The organism is Desulfosoma profundi (assembly GCF_055387865.1).
In genome coordinates this window covers 3,397,831-3,416,118 of record NZ_AP042420.1, presented here as the reverse complement: position 1 = coordinate 3,416,118, position 18,288 = coordinate 3,397,831, and the positions used below count along the sequence as shown (strand labels likewise).

Genomic DNA, 18,288 nt, shown 5'->3' with positions numbered 1-18,288 from the left:
CACCGTTTGGAAAATTATCGAAGAAAAAGAAACGTGGGTCCCCGTTCCCGCACACATGCAAGGCGTTTTTCCCGATGGGAAAATGCCGGCCATCGTCATCCGCTTCTGGAAAGAAAGCAGCGCCAAGGGTCCTGGTACCGGAAAAACCATGACGCACCGTTACAGTCAAATCGACCCGTCTTTCCAGGAACACTGGGAAGTGCTCTACGACTGGTGATCGCTCGATGAAAGGAGGACTGGGAATGGAAAAACCCTTGGAGCATTTCTGGCAACTGCGGCTCCAACGCGTGAAGGAACATCTGGAGAAGAACAATTTCGCCGTAGATGTGGTGGATAGCTTGGAGGGCGCCCGCCGCCTGGTGCTGGAAAAGATCCTGCCGACATGCCGTCCGAAATCTGTGTCCTGGGGCGGTTCCATGACTTTTGTCGCTTCCGGACTCTATGAGGCTTTAAAAAGCCAACCGGGGATAGATATCGTCGACACTTATGAAAAAGGTCTTCCTCTCGAAGAGATGGTGGAAAGGCGGCGCCGGGCGCTTCACGTGGATTTGTTTTTTACGGGAACGAATGCCGTGACCGAAGAGGGACAACTGGTTAACCTTGACATGATCGGCAACCGGGTGGCGGCCATGATGTTTGGACCACGGGCAGTGGTTCTCCTCACTGGCAGAAATAAAATTGTGCCGGATTTGGAAAGCGCATTTTATCGGGTCAAGGAATATGCTGCCCCCGTGAATGCCATGCGCTTGGACAAAAAGACCCCGTGCACCCAGACCGCGGTCTGCCAAGATTGTTCGAGTCCTGAACGCATCTGCAATTACTGGACTGTCATCGAAAAGAGCTTCCCGAAGGGGAGAATTCATGTGGTGTTGATCAATCAGGACTGCGGGATATGATCAATAGATTTCAGGATGGGTCATTGGTGACCAATCCCCGTATTCCAGAACACCAAGGCGGATCAGGTCCAAAGAACGGCGGCGGTCCAAGGGAGAGTACCGCCCACGAGGAGATCTAAGGATTCCCCATGGAACCCGAAAAGGCAGATGTGGTGATCATCGGCGCCGGTCCGGCCGGGCTGCAAGCAGCCATTCACGCGGCCCGCAGGAAAGTGAAGACGGTTGTTGTGGGCAAGCCGGCCAAGAGCAGCGTTTATCGGGCCCACATCGAAAACTTCTGTTGCCTTCCTCATGCCACGGGGGAAGAGCTTTTGATGCAGGGTCGCCTTCAGGCTGGACGCTTCGGGGCCGCTTTCTACGACGAGGATGTGCTTCACGTTGAGAAACAGGGGGATACGTTTCTGCTCACACTCGAATCCGGAAAGATCCTGGAAGCTCGGGCTCTGGTCCTGGCCATGGGGATTTCGAGAAACAAGCTCGGGGTGCCCGGAGAAAAGGAATTGTTGGGAAAAGGGGTCAGTTACTGTGTGGAATGCGACGCCAACTTTTTCCGAAATGTCCCGGTCGCCGTGGTCGGCTGCGAGAGCGCGGCGGTCTCGGGTGCCCTGACTTTGCTTTTCACCGCCTCTGAAGTCCATCTTGTCTGCGAAGAGTTCCGGGTCGCCGCCCCCTTGGCCGAAAGGCTTCGTGAAAGTCCCGTTCACATCCACGAGGGCCGAAAAGTCCTGCGCATCGAAGGAAACGACGCCGTGACGGGCGTGACTTTGGATGACGGAACACTTTTGTCGGTGCACGGCGTCTTTATCGAATTGGGAGCCAAGGGCGCCCTCGAACTGGCCACGGCGTTAAATGTGGCATTGGATCCGGAAAATTTTCAGTATATTGTGACCAACAAGAAACAGGAGACCAACGTTCCCGGCGTGTACGCCGCGGGCGACATCTGCGGCCCCCCGTGGCAGATGGCCAAGGCCGTGGGCGAAGGCTGTGTGGCAGGACTCGAAGCGGCCGCCTATGCCCGCCGAATGCGCGTGTCCTGAGTCCTTCCCGTAAGCACACCGGACTCGCCGCGGGTCGAGGAGAATTTCCCAATTCCTCCGGGAACGGCTCACCCGTTTGTCCCCTTCGGGCATGCCTTCTCGCTTTCAACGAACCCAACAGGCATCCATCAGCTTCATCAGAGATCGAGCCCGGTATCGAAAAATCCACCGGATAAGGGCCTCGATAACGGGCGCCGCCCATTCTCCCAAAGGATACAGTGGAAGAGCCCAAACCACCCGATCGAGCATCCATACGCCGTCCGGGCTGGAATGGAATTCATGAGTATGAACCCAAAGGCGGTATGGCCCTTCAATCTGCTCATCGACAAAACGATAGGGAGGGTTCCAAACGGTAATTCGGGTTTTCCAGCCAAAGGGAATCCCGAAAAGTCGCAATCGGTAGTCAATCAGCGTCCCCGCTTTCATGGGGATCGGCTGAGGAGTGAGGATGCGGAAATGCAGCGCAGGCGGCGTGATGAGTTCCAGGTTGGCAGCATCGGCGAAAAAAGGAAACACACAGTGAATCGGTTGGCGGATCAAAAGCTGCGTCTCAAAAGACCGGATCTTCATGTTCCTGTTCGTTCTCCTCAGGTCACGGTGACGATTGGAGCCTCGGGGCTTGAGGTTGAGATGTGGATCCGATAAAAGCTTCCGCACGGGGGATGCCGCTGAAAGAAAACAAGACGCACGACCATGACGGGAGGCGATGCGAATGGAGGAACTGCTCTTGGAATTTCCCGTGGTCATCGAACTGCCTGTGGTTTGGGGTGAAATGGATGCCTTTCAGCACGTGAACAATGTGGTTTATTTTCGGTACATGGAGACGGCTCGAATCGCGTATTTCCTCAAAATGAACTACCTCAAAATCATGGAAGAAACAGGCATTGGACCGATCCTTGCCTCCACGCAGTGCCGCTTCCGATATCCCTTGACTTACCCGGACACGATTTCCGTCGGCGCGCGCGTCCCCGAGCTGGATGTGGATCGGTTTGTCATGCACTACCGTATCGTCAGCCATCGCCACAAAAGGACTGCCGCTGAAGGGGAGGCGGTGATCGTTTCCTATGATTACCGCAACCAACGGAAAGCCCCTCTCCCGGACGCCGTGCGCCGCTATATCCTCCAACTTGAGAAGCGCAGCGCCTCGTCCACACCCTAGGATTCGGGAACTCCCTGGAGGAAAGTGGAAAACTCTCCATAGGGCAGCTTCACATGAGCTTTCAACAGTATGGCGGGCGTATCTTCCAGCGTCCACACACGGAGAGTGGATTTTTCGAGAGGATGCGGCTTTCCGGAAATCACTTGGATAGTGGCGCGCCATTCCTGGGCGGCTTTTGTGCCCAAAGGCGTCTCCATGGTCTGCCGCTCTGCAGGGATCATGCGAACCTCGAAAACCCGCGTGCCGTCGGTAATTCTCATAAGGTGCGACGCCGGACCCCGGGTGGCGGCTCCAAGGAAGCGGTAGAGGCCCCCGAGGGGATCCATGGTGCCGGGCGAGACAAGAAGTGTTCTGCGGAACTTTCCGTTTTTGAAAACATCCACGGTGTCTCCATTTGTGGCGAAAAGGAGGCGTTCTGTCTTCTCTTTTTTCCGACCTTCCTGGGTTTTTTCCTGGTATTGAAGGGGGACTGCGCCTTCAGAGAGGAGACGGGACTCGGCGACAATCTTCATGGGGTAGACGGCTTTAAAGATCACGTCCGTCTCCCCTTTCAGCAACACCAGATGCTGGTCCCCCAAGGTGGCAAACTCGAGACAAGCTTTTCCGGCGGGTACGCCGTTCCACAGGATATGATATTGAGAAAGCGAGCGTGACGCTGGGGAATCCACAGTCTTTGCCGCGGCCGTTTCAGGCTGCGTTCCCCACATCACGAGGAGAGCCGCGCCCAGGAGGAGTAAGCCGTGTCGATAATCCGATTTGTGCTCACTGGGGCATGTGTTTACGGGGCTTATTGTACACTTCTGTTTGTCCTGCAACGCCATCTTATTTTCCCCACGCTCTTCGTCGGCACCCCCGAGTTTTCCCCACCCCCGCAGCCCATGGAGCGGCTATGGTTTGAGATTCCTGGGGCCAAGGTTGAGGGCTGGTTCCTCCGCGGGGCCCCCCCTGAGGACGGCCCGAAACCGCTGGTAATCTTCGCACACGGCAACGGCGAACTCATCGACATCTGGCCCTTGACTTTTCAAGGCTTGAATCGCCGAGGGTTTCACGTTCTTCTCGTGGAGTACCCTGGATACGGCCGATCCACGGGGCAGCCAAGCCAAAAAAATATCACGCAAACTTTTTGCGCCGCCTATGACCTCGTCGTACAGAGGCCCGACGTGGACCCGTCCAAAATTGTCCTCTTCGGCCGGTCCATCGGCGGCGGTGCCGTTTGCGCCCTGGCGTCCCGCAGGTCCTCGGCGGCGCTCATCCTTATGTCCACCTTCACCAGCCTGCGTCCCTTTGCCCGCAGGTACCTGGCTCCAAGCTTTCTTATCCGTGACCCCTTTGACAACGAATCCGTCGTTTCCGCTTATTCGGGCCCTGTGCTCATCGTGCACGGAACGCACGATTCCGTGGTCCCCTACGCCCACGGTCGGGCCCTCGCCACGGCCGCCCGTCGCGGCCGATTCGTTTCTTACCATGCCGATCATAATGACTGCCCCCCGAACTGGGAAGACTTCTTTGAAACCATGAGGAATTTTCTCAAGGAAAACCGAGTGATCTGAGAATCCTGAGAGGCCTCTCATGACCACACCCGTGATCCAGGTGGAAGGACTTCGTAAGCGCTTTGGTTCCGTGGAAGCCGTGGCGGGCGTTTCTTTCCATGTGGCCGAGGGAGAAATTTTTGGACTCCTTGGGCCCAACGGCGCCGGAAAAACCACCACCATCAACATGCTCACAGGTCTGGCCCGGCCGGATGCCGGAACCATCTTCATCGCCGGAACGGACTGCACCCGGAACCCCAAAACGGCTCAGCATCTCATCGGTGTCGTCCCCGACGAGAGCAACCTGTACCCTGAATTGACCGGCTTTCAGAACTTGTGTTTCTGCGGGGCGCTCTACGGAATGCCCCGACGCGAAAGGGAGCGGCGCGCCGAGGAACTCCTAGAGGCCTTTGGCCTCACCGAGGCCGCCCACAGAAAGTTTTCTGGATATTCCAAGGGGATGAAAAGAAAGCTCACATTGGCGGCAGGCATCATTCATCGTCCCCCCATCCTGTTCCTAGACGAACCCACCACGGGGATCGATGTGGTCAGCGCACGGCACGTCCGTCAGCTCGTAGACCGACTCCATGAAGCCGGAACGACCATTTTTCTCACGACCCATTACATCGAAGAAGCAGAACGGCTCTGCCAGCGCATCGCCTTTCTTGTCCACGGTCGAATCGTGCGCACAGATTCTGTCGCCAATCTGCTCCAGCCCCTGAAGGACCATCATGTCGTGCACATGACCTGCGCTCAGGAACTTCCTGTCGGACTCCTCGGGGAATTGACGGTCATGTTCCCCCAGGTGAAGCTTTCCGTAGAAAATGGAGGGATCCTGCGTTTGGAAGCCTCGCAGCCCATTCGCGTGGGACCGCTGGTGCGAGCCATTGAAGACCATGGCGTGGAAGTTGTGGAAGCGAGGCTCGTCAGACCGTCTTTAGAAGACGTGTTCGTCCAGGTGACAGGTTTGGCCGCCGAGACCTTGAAAAAGGAAAAGGAGAAAGCGCAAGGAGGGAACGTCGCATGACCACGGCCATCGCATTCTGGAACATTCTGCTCAAAGACATGCGCACCTATTATCTCAAGCCCCCCACTATCAGCTGGGGAATGATTTTCCCCCTGGCATGGACCACCATGTTTTTCATCAAATCGGGCGAGGGGTGGCATGAGCTGGGTCGGATTCTTCCCGGTGTCGTCGCGGTGTCCATTCTTTTCGGGACGACCTCCATGCTGGCGGTCACAGTCACCTTCGAGAAAAAACCGGTCCTTCGAACGACTCCTTCTGGCTCCTATTCCCCTGACATATCTCATGCTTGCAAAAACAAGCGGTGCCATTCTCTTCGGCGTGGCGAACGCTTGCGTCCCCGTGACCCTCGCCGCTTTTTTTACCAGCTTGACTCACGTGCGGTGGCTACCCTTTGGAGCGGCGGTGGTTCTGATCGCCATGGCTTCCACCTTTCTGGGACTTTTTATCGCCGTGGCGGTCAGCGAAGTTTTTGAGGCCCAGACCTTCTCCAATTTTTTTCGCTTTCCCATGATCTTTCTATGCGGGCTGTTCTTTCCCATCGAACGCCTTCCCGCGTTGCTGCGTCCGGTAGCTTACGCTTTGCCGCTGACCTACGGGGCCGATGTGCTGCACAGCGCCATGGGCGGACAGGGTGTGCTCCCCGTCCCCGTGGATCTAGGCCTGCTTGGTCTGTTTTGTCTCGTGCTCTTTGGAGGGTGCCTGTGGAACATCAAAAGGCGATGGATTCTCTAGCCGAAACCGATAAGAAAAGTCCGTCAGGATACCGGATGCGCCATGACAAACCTGTGTTCATCGCTTTCATGAAAGGGCATAAGCCAACACCTCGACCGGGTGATGGACGGGGATGTCGAAAATATACGCAAATTGGAGACGGCAGCTCAGGCAATCGGTGACAATGGCTTCGGGGGCTTGCCTTTTGATTTTCTCCACAAGGGAAGTCCCAAGCTGCAGGGATTTGTCGTGAAAGTCCTTTTTATATCCCAGGCTTCCTCCCATGCCGCAGCAATCGACGCTGCTTCCTACCGGCGTGAGGTCCAGGCCCGGAATTTCCTGCAGCAGACTCAAGTACGGGGTGCCGATGCCTTGCTCTCTTTGATGGCATGGGGCGTAATAGACCCATCGGCCTGTCAGGGGGCGCCACCGGGGATTCCATCGCTTTTCCTCCCTCAGGCGGAGCAGATACTCGCCCACGTCCCAAAGATGCTCAGAGAGCCGAAGGCGTTTTGAAATGCTTACGCTTGGAAAAGCGTCGTCGGCGAGAGAGCTGGCTCCATAATGAGGCGCCGTCGCCCCTTTGGATGGGGCCGAAGGTGTTGCTGTTCCCGCGGAGGTGCGGACCGTTTCGTCCTCGAGATTTGTCGTTTGGACGCACCCGGTCGTCAAGCATGCGTTTTCCCTTAAAAGTTTCCGCATAAAATACCCGCACGTGGGACACGAGCACACCACATGAAAACCCTCGTCCACCGCATCGAGCAGTGTATGCAGATTCGCCTGAATACGCTCCAGGCTTCGAGGCATGTCCCCTTCCACAACGGTCGGCATGCCGCAGCACTGTTGGGGAGGCACGTAAATCTGCGCACCCATGGAGCGAAACACCCGAACCACGGCTTGGGCCACCTCCGGGAAGAGGTAGGCCGCTGTGCACCCTGTAAAATAGGCGATGCGCACCGTGGCTCCTGAGGCTGAACCTTTTCGGTGAAGACCTTCTCGGGCCGCCCAGGCAAAAAAACCTTCATGGGCCAGGCGGGGCAGCGTCCTTTGGGAATGCAGCTGAAAGATCTTTGCCACAAGGCGGCGCACTATGGGAAAGGACAACAGGGCGTTGGCCAGTCGAGGCGCTTTGCCGCCAAGACGGGCAAAGGTTTGGAGGTCCGAAAGCACGCGAGCTCCGGGCTCCAAACCTTGAACACGTGTTCGATCCGCCTTGCCCTGAATCACATTGGCGCGAACGTCCGGGCACGGACACAAGCCGCACAGGGTGCACCGATCCGTAAGATTCTGCAGAGCCTGGGGGTCAGGCGGCACTGTTTTCTTTCGGCTCTCGTCGTAGAGACGATAAATCTCGGGAAACAGCAGACAACTTTCGTCCATGAGAAACCGGCAGATGTCGCAGTCTGTGCACCCATTGAAGAATCGCCGCATGGCGTCTTGAGGTGTCTTTGCCGCAGGGTCATTAAAAGAGCCCATGAAAACCAACCTCTCGTTTCAATCCAGGTGCGACTTGAGGGCTTTTCTTTCTTCCGCCTCCATCCTCTTGAGAAAAACTTTGAGGAGCCGCAGCGCCTCATCCTTATCGCCGTCCAGGACAATCCCTTTCATGGCGATGTATTCTTCTGCTGTGACGGTCAAGACAGGCATTGTCCATGTCCTTTCTTATCATCCCCACGATTGCTTAACCCGTTGGGCGGCGTCATCGAGCAGGCTGTACATCCCAGGCGTGATCACAAGGGTCATGACTGTTCCCACAACGAGCCCGAAGCCTGCCGCCGTGGCTAAGGGGGACATGCGCTCCAGTCCCACGGCCGTTTCCAGAATCATGGGCAGCATTCCCACGAAGGTGGAAACCGTGGTCATGAGAACGGGGCGCAGCCGTACCCTCACCGCTTCTTCGACGGCCTGCTCCCGCTCCATCCGTTGCGCTCTTCCTTGGCCGATAAAATCAATAAGAAAGATCGAATTGTTGATCACCACACCGGCCAAAAGCACCATGCCCATCATGGCGGGCATGCACATGGGTTTGGCAAAAATGAGGAGTCCCCACATGGATCCGATCACGGCGAGGGGAATGGCCACAAGGAGGGGAAACGGGAGGATAAAGGACCGAAAGGTGCCGATCAGGAGGGCCACAAGGAGGGCCACACCGAGCATGAGGGCCCGCATGACCCGCTCCATGCTTTCCTGCATGTCCGCCGCCGTGCCGCTCATTTTCACTTTCACATCCCCTGGGAGCGGCGTGCTTGCCACAACATTTTTGATCCGTGCCAGCACATGGCTTAGCGGACGTCCGACGTTAAAAGCCGTGATGTCGAGGGTGTGGGCCAAATCCACGCGGGTGATCAGGGTTTGTGTCGTTTCTTCCCGCACAAGGGCGAGAGTGCGCAGGGGCACAGGCCCGAGTGCCGTGGGAATGGGAAGGCCCTCCAGCTTCATGGGGCTGTCGACCCACCGGTCCTCGTAGGCAACCCGGATGGGCACATCGAGAAATCCACGCAGCCGAAGCCCGGAGACGGGCATGCCGCCCACGGCCGTGCGAATCCACCGGGCCACGTTGGCCGGTGTGGTCCCATACACCCGCGCCACGTGGGAATCCACCTCCACGCGCACCTCTTCCTCGTCCGGCCACCACGCGGGCACTACGTCGGACAGGCCGGGTATCCCTTCCAGTTTCCTCCGCAGCTGCACTGCGCTGCTCCACAACACCGACGAATGCCAGCCCGCCATGATCACAAGATCCACCGGGGCCCGCGATGTGCTCATGACCGTCGCCCCGTACTCTTAGATCTGCAGGGATCGGATCCCCCGAATTTTCGCGATCCTCTCCCGCCACTCATTCTGAATCGCCCAGATGCTTCGATCGCTCTGCTCCCGAGTGGTCAAGGTGACGATGATACTTACCTTTTGGGCTGTCTGGGAGCCGGCGCCGAAGGAGACCTCGCCGGGTTCCGAGCCCACGATGGAGGACATCATGCGCACGCTGGGCTCTTGGTGAATGACAGATTCCACGGTTGTCAGCACCTCTTCCACGCGGCGCACCGATGCCGAGGGCGGCAACTCAAAGAGCACGTTGACAAAGCCCGCGTCCATGGGCGGCATGAGATCGCGGCCGATGAGGGGCTGGACGAGGGCCATGGTGCACACGAAGGCAGCCACGGCCAATCCCGAGGACAAGCGTCGATGGCGCAAAACCTTTCGGACCATGGCGACATAAAAAGTTCCAAGTTTTTCCACGACGCGATTGAAAGGCACCGCCATGCGTTCGACAAAGTTTCGGGAATGTCGAGTCCTCGTGGAACCCTCTGTGCCAATGAAGGTGAGTCACCTACCCCTTGTTAAATTTGAGTTGGGCGGGTAGGAGACAGGATCAGATGACATCAGTTCAGAATCGGCAAACGGGGGTAGGAATGGGGGTAACGGAAGGGGCCAGTAGGGCGTCTGGAGTTGCCCTCATGGCGACCAATCTCAACGCACCGGATCCGGAGGTCATGGAAAAAAAACGTCGCCGCAAATTCACGGCTGCTTATAAGTTGCGCATCCTCGAGGAAGCCGATGCCTGCACATTGCCTGGGCAGATCGGCGCCCTTCTCCGCCGGGAAGGCCTTTATTCATCGAATTTGACCACGTGGCGCAGACAACGAGATGAGGGGCAGCTCAAAGCATTGTCTCCCCGAAAACGGGGGCGAAAAGCGAACCCGGACCACCATCTTGCAAAACGTGTAGCCCAATTGGAGCGGGAAAATCAGCGCCTCAGAGACCAGATCAAAAAGGCGCAGACGATCATTGAGGTTCAAAAAAAAATCTCAGACCTCATGGGGATTCCCCAACCCAATCACGAAAGCGACGAGAGCAACTTATGAAAGCGGCGGTCCAATTGCGAACCGAGGTGGGAACCGTCCAGGCCTGTGATGCTTTGGGCATTGCCCGAGCAACCTTCTATCGTAGACTGAAACCCACCAGAGCCCAGGTAAATCGTCCGGCTCCGCCGTTGGCTCTTTCGGATCAGGAGAGGCAAACGGTGATAGACCTACTCCACTGCGAGAGATTTCAGGATGCTGCCCCTCGCCAGATCTTTGCGTGCCTGCTTGATGAGGGGACGTATCATTGCTCGGTGCGCACGATGTATCGCATTCTGAAAGACGAACATGGAAGCGTCAAGGAGCGTCGCCGGCAGGTGCAGCGCCCCGCTTACGAAAAGCCCGAGTTGCTCGCCACCCGCGCCAACGAGGTTTGGTCGTGGGACATTACAAAGTTATTGGGCCCCGTCAAGTGGACCTATTTTTACCTTTACGTGATCATGGACATCTTTAGCCGCTACGTGGTGGGATGGATGGTTGCCCACCGGGAAAGTGCGGCCCTGGCAAAGAGGCTCATTGAGGAGACCTGCAAAAAGCAGGGTATTGTTCACGGCCAACTTACAGTTCATGCGGATCGGGGATCCTCCATGACCTCGAAGTGTGTTGGCCAATTGCTATCGGACTTGGGGGTCACCAAAACCCATAGCCGGCCTCATGTGAGCAATGACAATCCCTATTCGGAAGCCCAGTTCAAGACCCTCAAGTACTGTCCGCAATTTCCAGGACGTTTCGGTTCCACCGAGGATGCCCGCTCCTTTTGCCGGAATTTTTTCAATTGGTACAATCGAGAACATCGCCACTCGGGTCTCGGGCTGGTCACACCGGAGCAGTTCCATTACGGGTTGGCGCCTCAGATCGTGGAGCATCGTCAACAGGTTCTCAAGCAAGCATTCGAGGCCAATCCTAGCCGTTTCAAAGGCAAGATACCCAGGCCTCCAGCATTGCCGACTGCCGCCTGGATCAACAAGCCTTCAAGCGACGCTGTAAGAGTCTAACATTTTACCGGAGGTGTCTCATTTTCATTGACACATTCCGAAGGAGGTGCGATAAGTTTTGAGGCGACAGGAGGAACGACAAAGACAGCCACCAGCAAAGACCCGACCAAAGCGTAGCAGAGCGTCGCGGTGAATTGCCGCAACACTTGTTGAACGTAGCCCCCCGCAAACATGATCGGCACCAGCATGACCACCGTGGTGAGCAATCCCGCTGTGATGGACAAGAGAATTTCTCCTACAGCCCCTTCCACACACCGCCGCGGGTCATGGGGACACGTCTGCTGGTGTCGATGAATGTTTTCCACCACGACTACCTTGGCGTCCACCACCATGCCCGTGGCGATGATCAAACCGGAGAGGGTGACCACGTTCAGCGTGTGGCCTGTGAGTCCCAGAAGGAACAGGGAAAAGATAAAAGACAAAGGGATGCTCACAAGGGCGATGGCCGATGTCCGCAGGTCCGCAAGAAAAAGAAAAATGATGACCACAGTGAGCCCGATGGACATGTAGAGGGAAGAACGCATGCCGCTGGTGTTTTGCTGAATGAGCGGCTCTTGGTCGTTCGTGACTTCAAATTCCAACTGGGGATACTTTGCCTGCAGGGCCGGTAAAGCTTCTTTAACCGCTCGAATGGCCCCCGTGACGTTGCCGCCTTCGGGCCGAAGCACATTGACGCCGACGGCCTCCTTGCCGTTACCATGATAAAGGCTACGCGGGTCCTCAATGCCCAGTTCGACGCGGGCCACATCTTTGAGGCGCACGTAGGCGTCGCGGCTTTGCTTGACCACAGTGTTTTCCACATCCCCGAGGTCGCGAAACTCGCCCACAGTTTTGACCAGGCTTTCCGAGTCGGCATCCTCCATGAATCCGGCCGGGGCCGTGATATTGTATTCCTGCACGGCCGTCATGACCTCCTGGGGCGTCAGCCCGTAAGCCTCCAGGCGGTCTCGATCCAACCACACATTCACCTGGAGTTTGTGGCCGCCAAAAGTATCCACATCCGCCACATTTGGCAGACGCAGGAGTTCATCTTTGATGTCGTTGTCCACAAGGAAACGCACCTCGGCGAGGGACAAATGCCAATCGGGTTTGGGCCGCACCGCCAGGGTGATCACGGGCCGCGTGGCATTCGTGATTCTGGAAATGCGAGGTTCTAAAATATCCTCCGGAAGATCCGCTCGAATGCGGCTTAACGCGTTCTGAATGTCCGTGACGGCTTCCCCGATGGGTTTCTCATAGCCGAATTGGACATTGATGGAAGCCACTTCGTCCCGGGACGTGGACGACAATTTGGTCAGGCCCGATAAGGAGGATAATTCCTTTTCCACCACTTTCGTGATGCGCCGATCCACATCGACCGCCGCCGCTCCCGGCTGCACGATGATGACCGCCGCCTGCGGCGGGTTGGTGTCCGGGAAAGACTCCACCGGCATGGTGAAGAAGGCCCGCAGCCCCATGACCGTCACCACGAGGACCCCTACCAGAACGGCCCAGGGATTTTTCATCGCCCAGGCATGGGGATTCATGAGCGTTCCTCCGTGGTCACCGGAAGTCCCTCATGCCAACGCACCCAATGAAGATATTCGCCCACGGCGACGGCCAGCCCTTCGGACACGGCTCCCTGCACCAAAACTTTTTCCCCCGCGGCCAAAACCACCTCGACCGGAACCTTCGTCAAACGTCCCTCGGCCACCACATAGACGAAGAACTTTCCACCGCTTTCAGGCACAAGGGCCCTTTGAGAGACGCTCAGGCCTGTCTCCTCTCGGATGAGCGCCTCAACGGCCACAAAGGATCCGGGGCGCAATGGGGCCTCGCAAGTCCAGGGAAACACCGCTTCCACCCGTACTGATTTGGCCGTCTCCAGAGCCGGAAAGATCCGGCTGATGCGAATCTCCCCGGGCAAAGCGCCGTAGCCTTCCGGCCAGTGAACACGAAGCTTTTGGCCGGGCCGCAAAAGAGGAACATCTTCCTGCACGGCGTCCAAAGCCAGCTTGGCTTCAGAACAATCCATGATTTCCAAAAGCGGCACTCCGGCTTTGGCCAGATCTCCAGGATCCACCAGCCGGCGGCGGACGACGCCGTCGAACGGTGCTTCCACACGCGTGTACGAAAACCGGGTTTTGGCTTCCTGGAGCTGAGCTTCCGCGGCTTTGATCTCACGCTGGGCACTGCGCACTTCGGCTTCCAGGGATTGAAGACGGCCCAGCGCGGCGTCCAAACGGTTGCGCGAGCTGTCCAATGCGGATGCACTGATGCCCTTTTTCCGGAAGAGCGCCTCATCTCTTTGGAATTCCTCACGGGCGTATTCCGCATCTTTGCGGGCCGAGGACTCCAGAGCCATCACCGCTTTGAGTTTTCCCTGAAGGGCCTCCATTTTGGCCGTGAGCGTCTCCACTTCAGCTTTCAAGTCCCGATCGTCCAGAAGAATCATGAGATCGCCTCGAGCGGCGCGGTCACCTTCGCGGACCAAAACTTCCTTCACCTCGGCGGTCAAGCGCGGTGAAACGGCTGCCTGCACGGCAGGCTCCAGGCGTGCCAGGTAACGGAGAGTTTCGGCCAGCGTTTCGTGACGCACTCGATCGGTTTCTACAGGAACGGGCCGTTCCCGCCACACGGGTGCCGAGGCGAGCCTTTTTCTGGCCTGATGAACAGCGAGCCCCAAACCGACCACGACAATCATCATCGCCGCCAACACTGCCCACCGCCGCGCCCAGTTCGTTTTACCCATCCCCTTCCCTCTCCATATTTTTTCGTGCCCGTCCTGGATTGGCATGAAGCTGTGGAGACTCCCGGTGGTGCAAAGGCCTGGGAAAGTCCCGCCGCTACTGAAAACTTTTCGCGAGATCGCGCCCCATGGCGCGGTCGCATTGCAGCACGGCGATCTGCCCATCGGTGAGCGCCTGGGAGTATTCCGTTTGAGCTTCCAACAAGGCAGCCTGAGCATCCAACACGTCATTGATGCTATTTTTCCCCGCCGCGTATTTTTCTTGCTCGATGCGCATGGTCTCTTGCGCCGCGCCGATGGCCGCCTTGGTCACCTCAATTCGTTCCACAGCATCCTTGAGAGTCGTCAAGGCCTGCTCCACCTCCTGGCGAACGGCCAGTTCTGTGGCGCGAAACTGTTCGTAGGTCCTGTGATAACCCAACGTGGCTTGTCGGACCCCGGCTTGAACCGCTTCGGCTCGGAACAAGGGAACATCCGACTGAAACCCCGCTGCCCACGTGTCCTCGTGGGACAATCCTTGGGAAGGGTGGTCCACCTCATCACCCACGGCACTGCGCACACCGTAGCGCCCAAACGCGGAAAGCTGCGGCCAATGGTCGGCCCGTGCCGCCTGAATACTTTCAAAAGCAAGCCTGACGGCGGCTTTCGCTGCTTTGATTTCCGGACGATTGTCCATGGCTTCCTGAAAAGCCTGACTCACTTCCATGAGCGGAACCGACGGTTCTTCCAGAGTGCCCGAAAGGTTTATGTTTATGGAGGGACGCTCCTCCACACGCACGCCCATGAGTCTTTCCAAAAAAGCCAGCACGACTTCACGGTTGGCTCGGAGCGAGGAAAGCTTCTGTGTCAGGCTGGACCCACGCACTTGAACCTTCATGAGGTCTACAGGCGCGGCTCGTCCCACGTCCAACTGATGCGAACCAGCTGTTCATGCGCGCGAAGGGCTTCCAAAGACCCTTCGGCGGCACGAATGACCTGGTCCAACTGAAGGATTTTGTAAAACACGGAGGCGACATTGATTATGACGTCTTGGGTGGTCGCCGTCAGGTCCCACAAAGACCGATCGGCGTTCACCCCGGCGGCGCGCATGGCGACCCGGCGGCGCCCTCCTTCAAAGAGACCAAGGCGCCCGATGAAGGCCACGTCCACGAGATCGCGGTCGAAAACCCCGGGATCGTTGTTGGCGTGGGCAGGTACAACCCGTTGCGGTTCACCGTATCGCGTGTAGGTGCCTTGGGCGTCCAGCGAAGGAAAATAGGCTGCGCGAGCCTTGATCTTGTCTTGTTGTGCCGCCTCATGACCGAAACGTTGCCCTTGGATGTCGGGATTTCTCTTCTAGGCAATGCGAATGCACTCGTGCAGCGTGTAGATCTGAGTATCTTCTGTTGAGGAAAGTCCACATGCCACAACAGCCGGCAGCACGGCCCAGATACCAAAGACCGCAAGGGCCTTCCTTCGTCCTGGACCCATCTTCACGCACGCCGGCAGGCCGAACATCTTCACGCTGCCTTCGCCGTCGTCTCGGCCCTCAGGCGAAAAAGAAGGGCCGGACAAGGAAATAGACACCCAAAAGACCGATCGCCACTCCGGCGGCTTTGCGCATCCACAGACTTCCTTGTTGAAAGTCGGCGTTGGCCATGCCTTTTCGAACCAGGGCCGTGAAACTTCCAGCCACGGCGATAGGAACACAGTGCCCGACGCCGAAAAAAAGGATGGCGACGATACCGGTGAGCACCTTTTCCTGGACGGTGATCATCGCCAATATGGGCGCGATGAACCCAAAAGTGCACGATCCCGACAGGATTCCATAGGCCAAGCCCAAGACAAAAGGTCCCCACAGGCCGCGCACCCGCAGCCAGGCCAGATTGGCTCCGGGAAACGAGCACACCGGCACCCCCACCATGTCCAGAGCCAGCCACAGAAGAATCACCCCCACAAGAATGGTCCAATAGGGGCTCACATCCCCCAACATGCGTCCCAAAAGAGAACAGACGATTCCTACGGCGGCAATGGTGAGGAACAATCCCAGTGTGAAGGTGACGGCGTAGCGGGCCGCTTCCCTATGAGCCAGAACACGATGTTGTCCGGCCACATAGATCACGACCAGTGGAATGGAAGCCATATGACAGGGACTGAGGACAACCGACACCATCCCCCACAGAAAGCACGCCGCAATCCCCGCAGTTCCAGGTTCGCTCATCCACTGGTTGACCAGCAGAAAAAAATCCAGCACGAACCCCCTCCCTTCCTCTGTCGGTCATTCCACGCCGAGCTTACCGAACACGTGCACAATGGTCTTCTTGTCCAAGAACCCTTCGTGCCGAAATACTTCCTTGCCCTCCTTGTCGTAAAAAATCTGCGTGGGAATGACGCGAATGCCAAACCGTGCGGCCGCCTGGCGGTTCTCCCAGACATCGATGAAAACCACCGCAGCCCGGCTTTCGTATTCCTTCTGCACATCCTTCAGAATGGGTTCCATCATTTTGCAGGGAATGCACTGGCGAGCTCCAAGATCCACCATGGTGACCATACCCTTTACGGGAACTTCGGGAATGGAGTCCGCCGCACGGCCGCTGCCCTACAGGCCGAGAATGCCCATTGTTGACATCATCAACAGCACAAGCCGTTTTTTCATACCTCGCCCCTCGGTTTCTCCTTTTGTGGTCTCGTGGCGTCGTTTACCTCGACGTTCGGCCCGACCTCATGACCCACCATGTGGCTCCCACTGCCATGGCGAGAAGCCCCAGATCGCGAAGGACACTGATTTTCATGGAGCTCCACCCGCCCGCCTTCTCCAGTCCAAAACAGCCGCAATCCACATCCACACCTCGAATCAGATTGAACACGAGAGATGCCGAAAACACGAAGAGAAGCCCCGTGGCCGTCGTCAGGGCTCCAGGCAAACACAACCCTGCCATCAGGCACACCCCAAGGACGACCTCCAGCCAGGGCACCACCAAGGCGACGAAGTTGACCGCCCAGGAAGGGAGAATCCGGTAGTTGTTAACGGTTTGAGCAAAATCGAGCGGATAAAGGATTTTTTCATAAGATGCATAAAGAAAGACGAGCCCCAATACGAGGCGCACGGCGATCAGCGCCCCTTCCGAGGTGCGGGCTCGCCATGCTGGAGCCTCATCGTAGCGGGGTGGTTGGTCCGATTGGAATGATTCTTTCGACCGGGTCTCGGGCGATGCTCCCGCGGCGTCCGCCATCGGCACGACCTGGCAAGATCCTTCGCACAGGAGGGATCCGTTGCCGCAGCAATGGGTTTCCAACTGAATGATGGGATGATCTATACCAAACCGGCGCTGTAACACCTCTGTGGCCAAGCGCCGGACCTGCTCCCCTTCGCTGAGTTTTTGGTCCGGAATCACCAAATGGCATGAAAAGGCAATGCTGGAAGAGCTCACGTTCCAGACGTGCAAATAATGGGCATTGACAACGCCGGGCAAGTCTTCGAGGGCTTCCTTTACCGCAGCGATATCCACATGGCGGGGTGCAGCGTTCATGAGCACGGCCACCGCTTCCTGCAAGACCCCCCAACAATTCTTGAGAATCAACGCCACGATGATCAAGGACAGCAAAGGATCCAACCAGGTCCACGGTTTGAAGAGAAGCACGGCTCCGTTGATCAAAACGGCCACGGAGGTCAAAAGATCCCCCATCATGTGCAGAAAGGCCCCGCGCACATTCAGATTATGCGCCGCATCGCGATGCAACAGGAAAGCGGAAAGGCCGTTCCCCACAACGCCCACAGCCGCCAAGGCCATGATCCATGCCCCGGACACATTCTGGGGGTGCCGAAATCTTTGGATCGCCTCAAAAAGAATGACCGAACAGGCGCCCACGAGAATGAGGACGTTAAGGAGCGCGGCAAGGATTTCCACGCGCCGAAAACCAAAAGTGTGGCGGGGCGTCGCCCCACGCCTCCCCACACGCCAAGCAATGTAGGCGATCAGTAAGGCGGCGAAGTCGCTGAAGTTGTGAACGGCGTCGGAAAGAAGAGCCACACTGTTGGCCAGAAAGCCACCGACGACCTGGGCCGAGGGGATTACCAGGTTGAGCAGCATGGTGAACAGCAATCGTTTTCCGGAAACCTCTCGTACCCCATGCCCATGGGGCACCCCATGGCCTGGATCACGGTCATGATGGCAGGGTCCTGCAGCCGCCTCGGCCGGGGATCGCTCCCCGTCACGAAAACCTTTGCCTTGTTCGGTGGGTCCCGGGGATACGGAATGGAGTCTCGGTGCAATCAGATCATCCGGCATGCAAAAGGAGCCTCCCTCGAGGATGTCATGGCGCCGGCAAAAATCGGCAATGGGGCCGACAGCGCGCGGCGCCCTTGG

17 protein-coding genes and 2 pseudogenes are annotated in these 18,288 nt (G+C 57.5%); 7 read left to right on the top strand and 12 right to left on the bottom strand.

Annotated elements, in window-relative coordinates:
• The first annotated feature begins 242 nt into the window (after positions 1–242).
• Positions 243–896, top strand: a complete 654-nt coding sequence (locus ACZ5K9_RS14815; RefSeq protein WP_464272094.1) for a lactate utilization protein — start codon at positions 243–245, stop codon at positions 894–896.
• Positions 897–1,024: 128 nt separating this feature from the next.
• On the top strand, positions 1,025–1,933 hold the full coding sequence (locus ACZ5K9_RS14810) for an NAD(P)/FAD-dependent oxidoreductase (RefSeq protein ID WP_464272093.1): 909 nt from the start codon (positions 1,025–1,027) through the stop codon (positions 1,931–1,933).
• A 105-nt stretch (positions 1,934–2,038) separates the two neighbouring features.
• Here the strand turns inward: ACZ5K9_RS14810 and ACZ5K9_RS14805 are convergent, their stop codons facing one another.
• Positions 2,039–2,503, bottom strand: a complete 465-nt coding sequence (locus tag ACZ5K9_RS14805; protein WP_464272092.1) for an SRPBCC family protein — start codon at positions 2,501–2,503, stop codon at positions 2,039–2,041.
• A 142-nt stretch (positions 2,504–2,645) separates the two neighbouring features.
• Here ACZ5K9_RS14805 and ACZ5K9_RS14800 point away from each other — a divergent pair, with 142 nt between their 5' ends.
• Positions 2,646–3,092: an acyl-CoA thioesterase gene (locus ACZ5K9_RS14800; protein WP_464272091.1), complete on the top strand. Its 447-nt coding sequence runs from the start codon at positions 2,646–2,648 to the stop codon at positions 3,090–3,092.
• On the opposite strand, the gene ACZ5K9_RS14795 is transcribed toward ACZ5K9_RS14800, so the two are convergent.
• Positions 3,089–3,799 carry a DUF3108 domain-containing protein gene (locus ACZ5K9_RS14795; RefSeq protein ID WP_464273985.1) on the bottom strand — a complete coding sequence of 237 codons (711 nt, stop codon included), beginning with the start codon at positions 3,797–3,799 and terminating at the stop codon, positions 3,089–3,091. The genes ACZ5K9_RS14800 and ACZ5K9_RS14795 overlap by 4 nt on opposite strands.
• 33 nt (positions 3,800–3,832) lie before the next feature.
• Here ACZ5K9_RS14795 and ACZ5K9_RS14790 point away from each other — a divergent pair, with 33 nt between their 5' ends.
• The 3 genes and pseudogenes from ACZ5K9_RS14790 (at position 3,833) to ACZ5K9_RS14780 (ending at position 6,380) form a co-directional block, all read left to right on the top strand.
• Positions 3,833–4,642, top strand: a complete 810-nt coding sequence (locus tag ACZ5K9_RS14790; RefSeq protein WP_464272090.1) for an alpha/beta hydrolase — start codon at positions 3,833–3,835, stop codon at positions 4,640–4,642.
• A 19-nt stretch (positions 4,643–4,661) separates the two neighbouring features.
• Entirely contained in the window at positions 4,662–5,648 is a 987-nt protein-coding gene (locus ACZ5K9_RS14785; protein ID WP_464272089.1) for an ABC transporter ATP-binding protein, read from the top strand.
• Positions 5,645–6,380 (top strand): annotated as a pseudogene (locus ACZ5K9_RS14780) (ABC transporter permease). The gene ACZ5K9_RS14785 and the pseudogene ACZ5K9_RS14780 overlap by 4 nt, the downstream one beginning before the upstream one ends.
• Before the next feature lie 66 nt (positions 6,381–6,446).
• Here ACZ5K9_RS14780 and ACZ5K9_RS14775 read toward each other — a convergent pair.
• The 3 genes and pseudogenes from ACZ5K9_RS14775 to ACZ5K9_RS14765 form a co-directional block, all read right to left on the bottom strand.
• Positions 6,447–7,835: a heterodisulfide reductase-related iron-sulfur binding cluster gene (locus ACZ5K9_RS14775; RefSeq protein WP_464272088.1), complete on the bottom strand. Its 1,389-nt coding sequence runs from the start codon at positions 7,833–7,835 to the stop codon at positions 6,447–6,449.
• Between the two features lie 18 nt (positions 7,836–7,853).
• The gene (locus tag ACZ5K9_RS14770; RefSeq protein WP_464272087.1) at positions 7,854–8,006 is read right to left on the bottom strand and encodes a hypothetical protein; all 153 of its coding nucleotides are present in this window, start codon (positions 8,004–8,006) and stop codon (positions 7,854–7,856) included.
• An 18-nt stretch (positions 8,007–8,024) separates the two neighbouring features.
• Positions 8,025–9,620, bottom strand: a pseudogene (locus ACZ5K9_RS14765) (efflux RND transporter permease subunit).
• 194 nt (positions 9,621–9,814) lie between these two features.
• Between ACZ5K9_RS14765 and ACZ5K9_RS14760 the strand changes: the two are divergent.
• Positions 9,815–11,214 (top strand): IS3 family transposase gene (locus tag ACZ5K9_RS14760; RefSeq protein WP_464271224.1). Its coding sequence is split into 2 segments (ribosomal slippage): positions 9,815–10,166 and positions 10,166–11,214, totalling 1,401 coding nucleotides; the frame shifts between segments, so codons are not numbered across the junction.
• On the opposite strand, the gene ACZ5K9_RS14755 is transcribed toward ACZ5K9_RS14760, so the two are convergent.
• The 7 genes from ACZ5K9_RS14755 to ACZ5K9_RS14725 form a co-directional block, all read right to left on the bottom strand.
• Entirely contained in the window at positions 11,211–12,740 is a 1,530-nt protein-coding gene (locus ACZ5K9_RS14755; protein WP_464272086.1) for an efflux RND transporter permease subunit, read from the bottom strand. The two genes, ACZ5K9_RS14760 and ACZ5K9_RS14755, sit on opposite strands and share 4 nt — an antisense overlap.
• On the bottom strand, positions 12,737–13,945 hold the full coding sequence (locus ACZ5K9_RS14750; RefSeq protein ID WP_464272085.1) for an efflux RND transporter periplasmic adaptor subunit: 1,209 nt from the start codon (positions 13,943–13,945) through the stop codon (positions 12,737–12,739). Before ACZ5K9_RS14750 ends, ACZ5K9_RS14755 begins: the two co-directional genes overlap by 4 nt.
• Before the next feature lie 94 nt (positions 13,946–14,039).
• Entirely contained in the window at positions 14,040–14,819 is a 780-nt protein-coding gene (locus ACZ5K9_RS14745; RefSeq protein ID WP_464272084.1) for a TolC family protein, read from the bottom strand.
• 5 nt (positions 14,820–14,824) lie between these two features.
• Complete coding sequence (locus tag ACZ5K9_RS14740) at positions 14,825–15,262, bottom strand: TolC family protein (protein WP_464273984.1); 438 nt, start codon at positions 15,260–15,262, stop codon at positions 14,825–14,827.
• A 208-nt stretch (positions 15,263–15,470) separates the two neighbouring features.
• The gene (locus tag ACZ5K9_RS14735; RefSeq protein WP_464272083.1) at positions 15,471–16,175 is read right to left on the bottom strand and encodes a cytochrome c biogenesis CcdA family protein; all 705 of its coding nucleotides are present in this window, start codon (positions 16,173–16,175) and stop codon (positions 15,471–15,473) included.
• A gap of 24 nt (positions 16,176–16,199) precedes the next feature.
• On the bottom strand, positions 16,200–16,463 hold the full coding sequence (locus tag ACZ5K9_RS14730) for a thioredoxin family protein (RefSeq protein ID WP_464272082.1): 264 nt from the start codon (positions 16,461–16,463) through the stop codon (positions 16,200–16,202).
• Positions 16,464–16,620: 157 nt separating this feature from the next.
• On the bottom strand, positions 16,621–18,210 hold the full coding sequence (locus ACZ5K9_RS14725; RefSeq protein WP_464272081.1) for a cation diffusion facilitator family transporter: 1,590 nt from the start codon (positions 18,208–18,210) through the stop codon (positions 16,621–16,623).
• Between the last annotated feature and the right edge of the window lie 78 nt (positions 18,211–18,288).

Bases quoted from the DNA above. Each gene is read 5' to 3' on its own strand.
- ACZ5K9_RS14800 (WP_464272091.1), top strand. From the start codon at position 2,646: ATGGAGGAACTGCTCTTGGAATTTCCCGTGGTCATCGAACTGCCTGTG.
- ACZ5K9_RS14725 (WP_464272081.1), bottom strand. From the start codon at position 18,210: ATGCCGGATGATCTGATTGCACCGAGACTCCATTCCGTATCCCCGGGA.
- ACZ5K9_RS14785 (WP_464272089.1), top strand. From the start codon at position 4,662: ATGACCACACCCGTGATCCAGGTGGAAGGACTTCGTAAGCGCTTTGGT.
- ACZ5K9_RS14795 (WP_464273985.1), bottom strand. From the start codon at position 3,799: ATGTGGGGAACGCAGCCTGAAACGGCCGCGGCAAAGACTGTGGATTCC.
- ACZ5K9_RS14770 (WP_464272087.1), bottom strand. From the start codon at position 8,006: ATGCCTGTCTTGACCGTCACAGCAGAAGAATACATCGCCATGAAAGGG.
- ACZ5K9_RS14755 (WP_464272086.1), bottom strand. From the start codon at position 12,740: ATGAATCCCCATGCCTGGGCGATGAAAAATCCCTGGGCCGTTCTGGTA.
- ACZ5K9_RS14805 (WP_464272092.1), bottom strand. From the start codon at position 2,503: ATGAAGATCCGGTCTTTTGAGACGCAGCTTTTGATCCGCCAACCGATT.
- ACZ5K9_RS14815 (WP_464272094.1), top strand. From the start codon at position 243: ATGGAAAAACCCTTGGAGCATTTCTGGCAACTGCGGCTCCAACGCGTG.
- ACZ5K9_RS14810 (WP_464272093.1), top strand. From the start codon at position 1,025: ATGGAACCCGAAAAGGCAGATGTGGTGATCATCGGCGCCGGTCCGGCC.
- ACZ5K9_RS14745 (WP_464272084.1), bottom strand. From the start codon at position 14,819: ATGAAGGTTCAAGTGCGTGGGTCCAGCCTGACACAGAAGCTTTCCTCG.
- ACZ5K9_RS14750 (WP_464272085.1), bottom strand. From the start codon at position 13,945: ATGGGTAAAACGAACTGGGCGCGGCGGTGGGCAGTGTTGGCGGCGATG.
- ACZ5K9_RS14775 (WP_464272088.1), bottom strand. From the start codon at position 7,835: ATGGGCTCTTTTAATGACCCTGCGGCAAAGACACCTCAAGACGCCATG.
- ACZ5K9_RS14730 (WP_464272082.1), bottom strand. From the start codon at position 16,463: ATGGTGGATCTTGGAGCTCGCCAGTGCATTCCCTGCAAAATGATGGAA.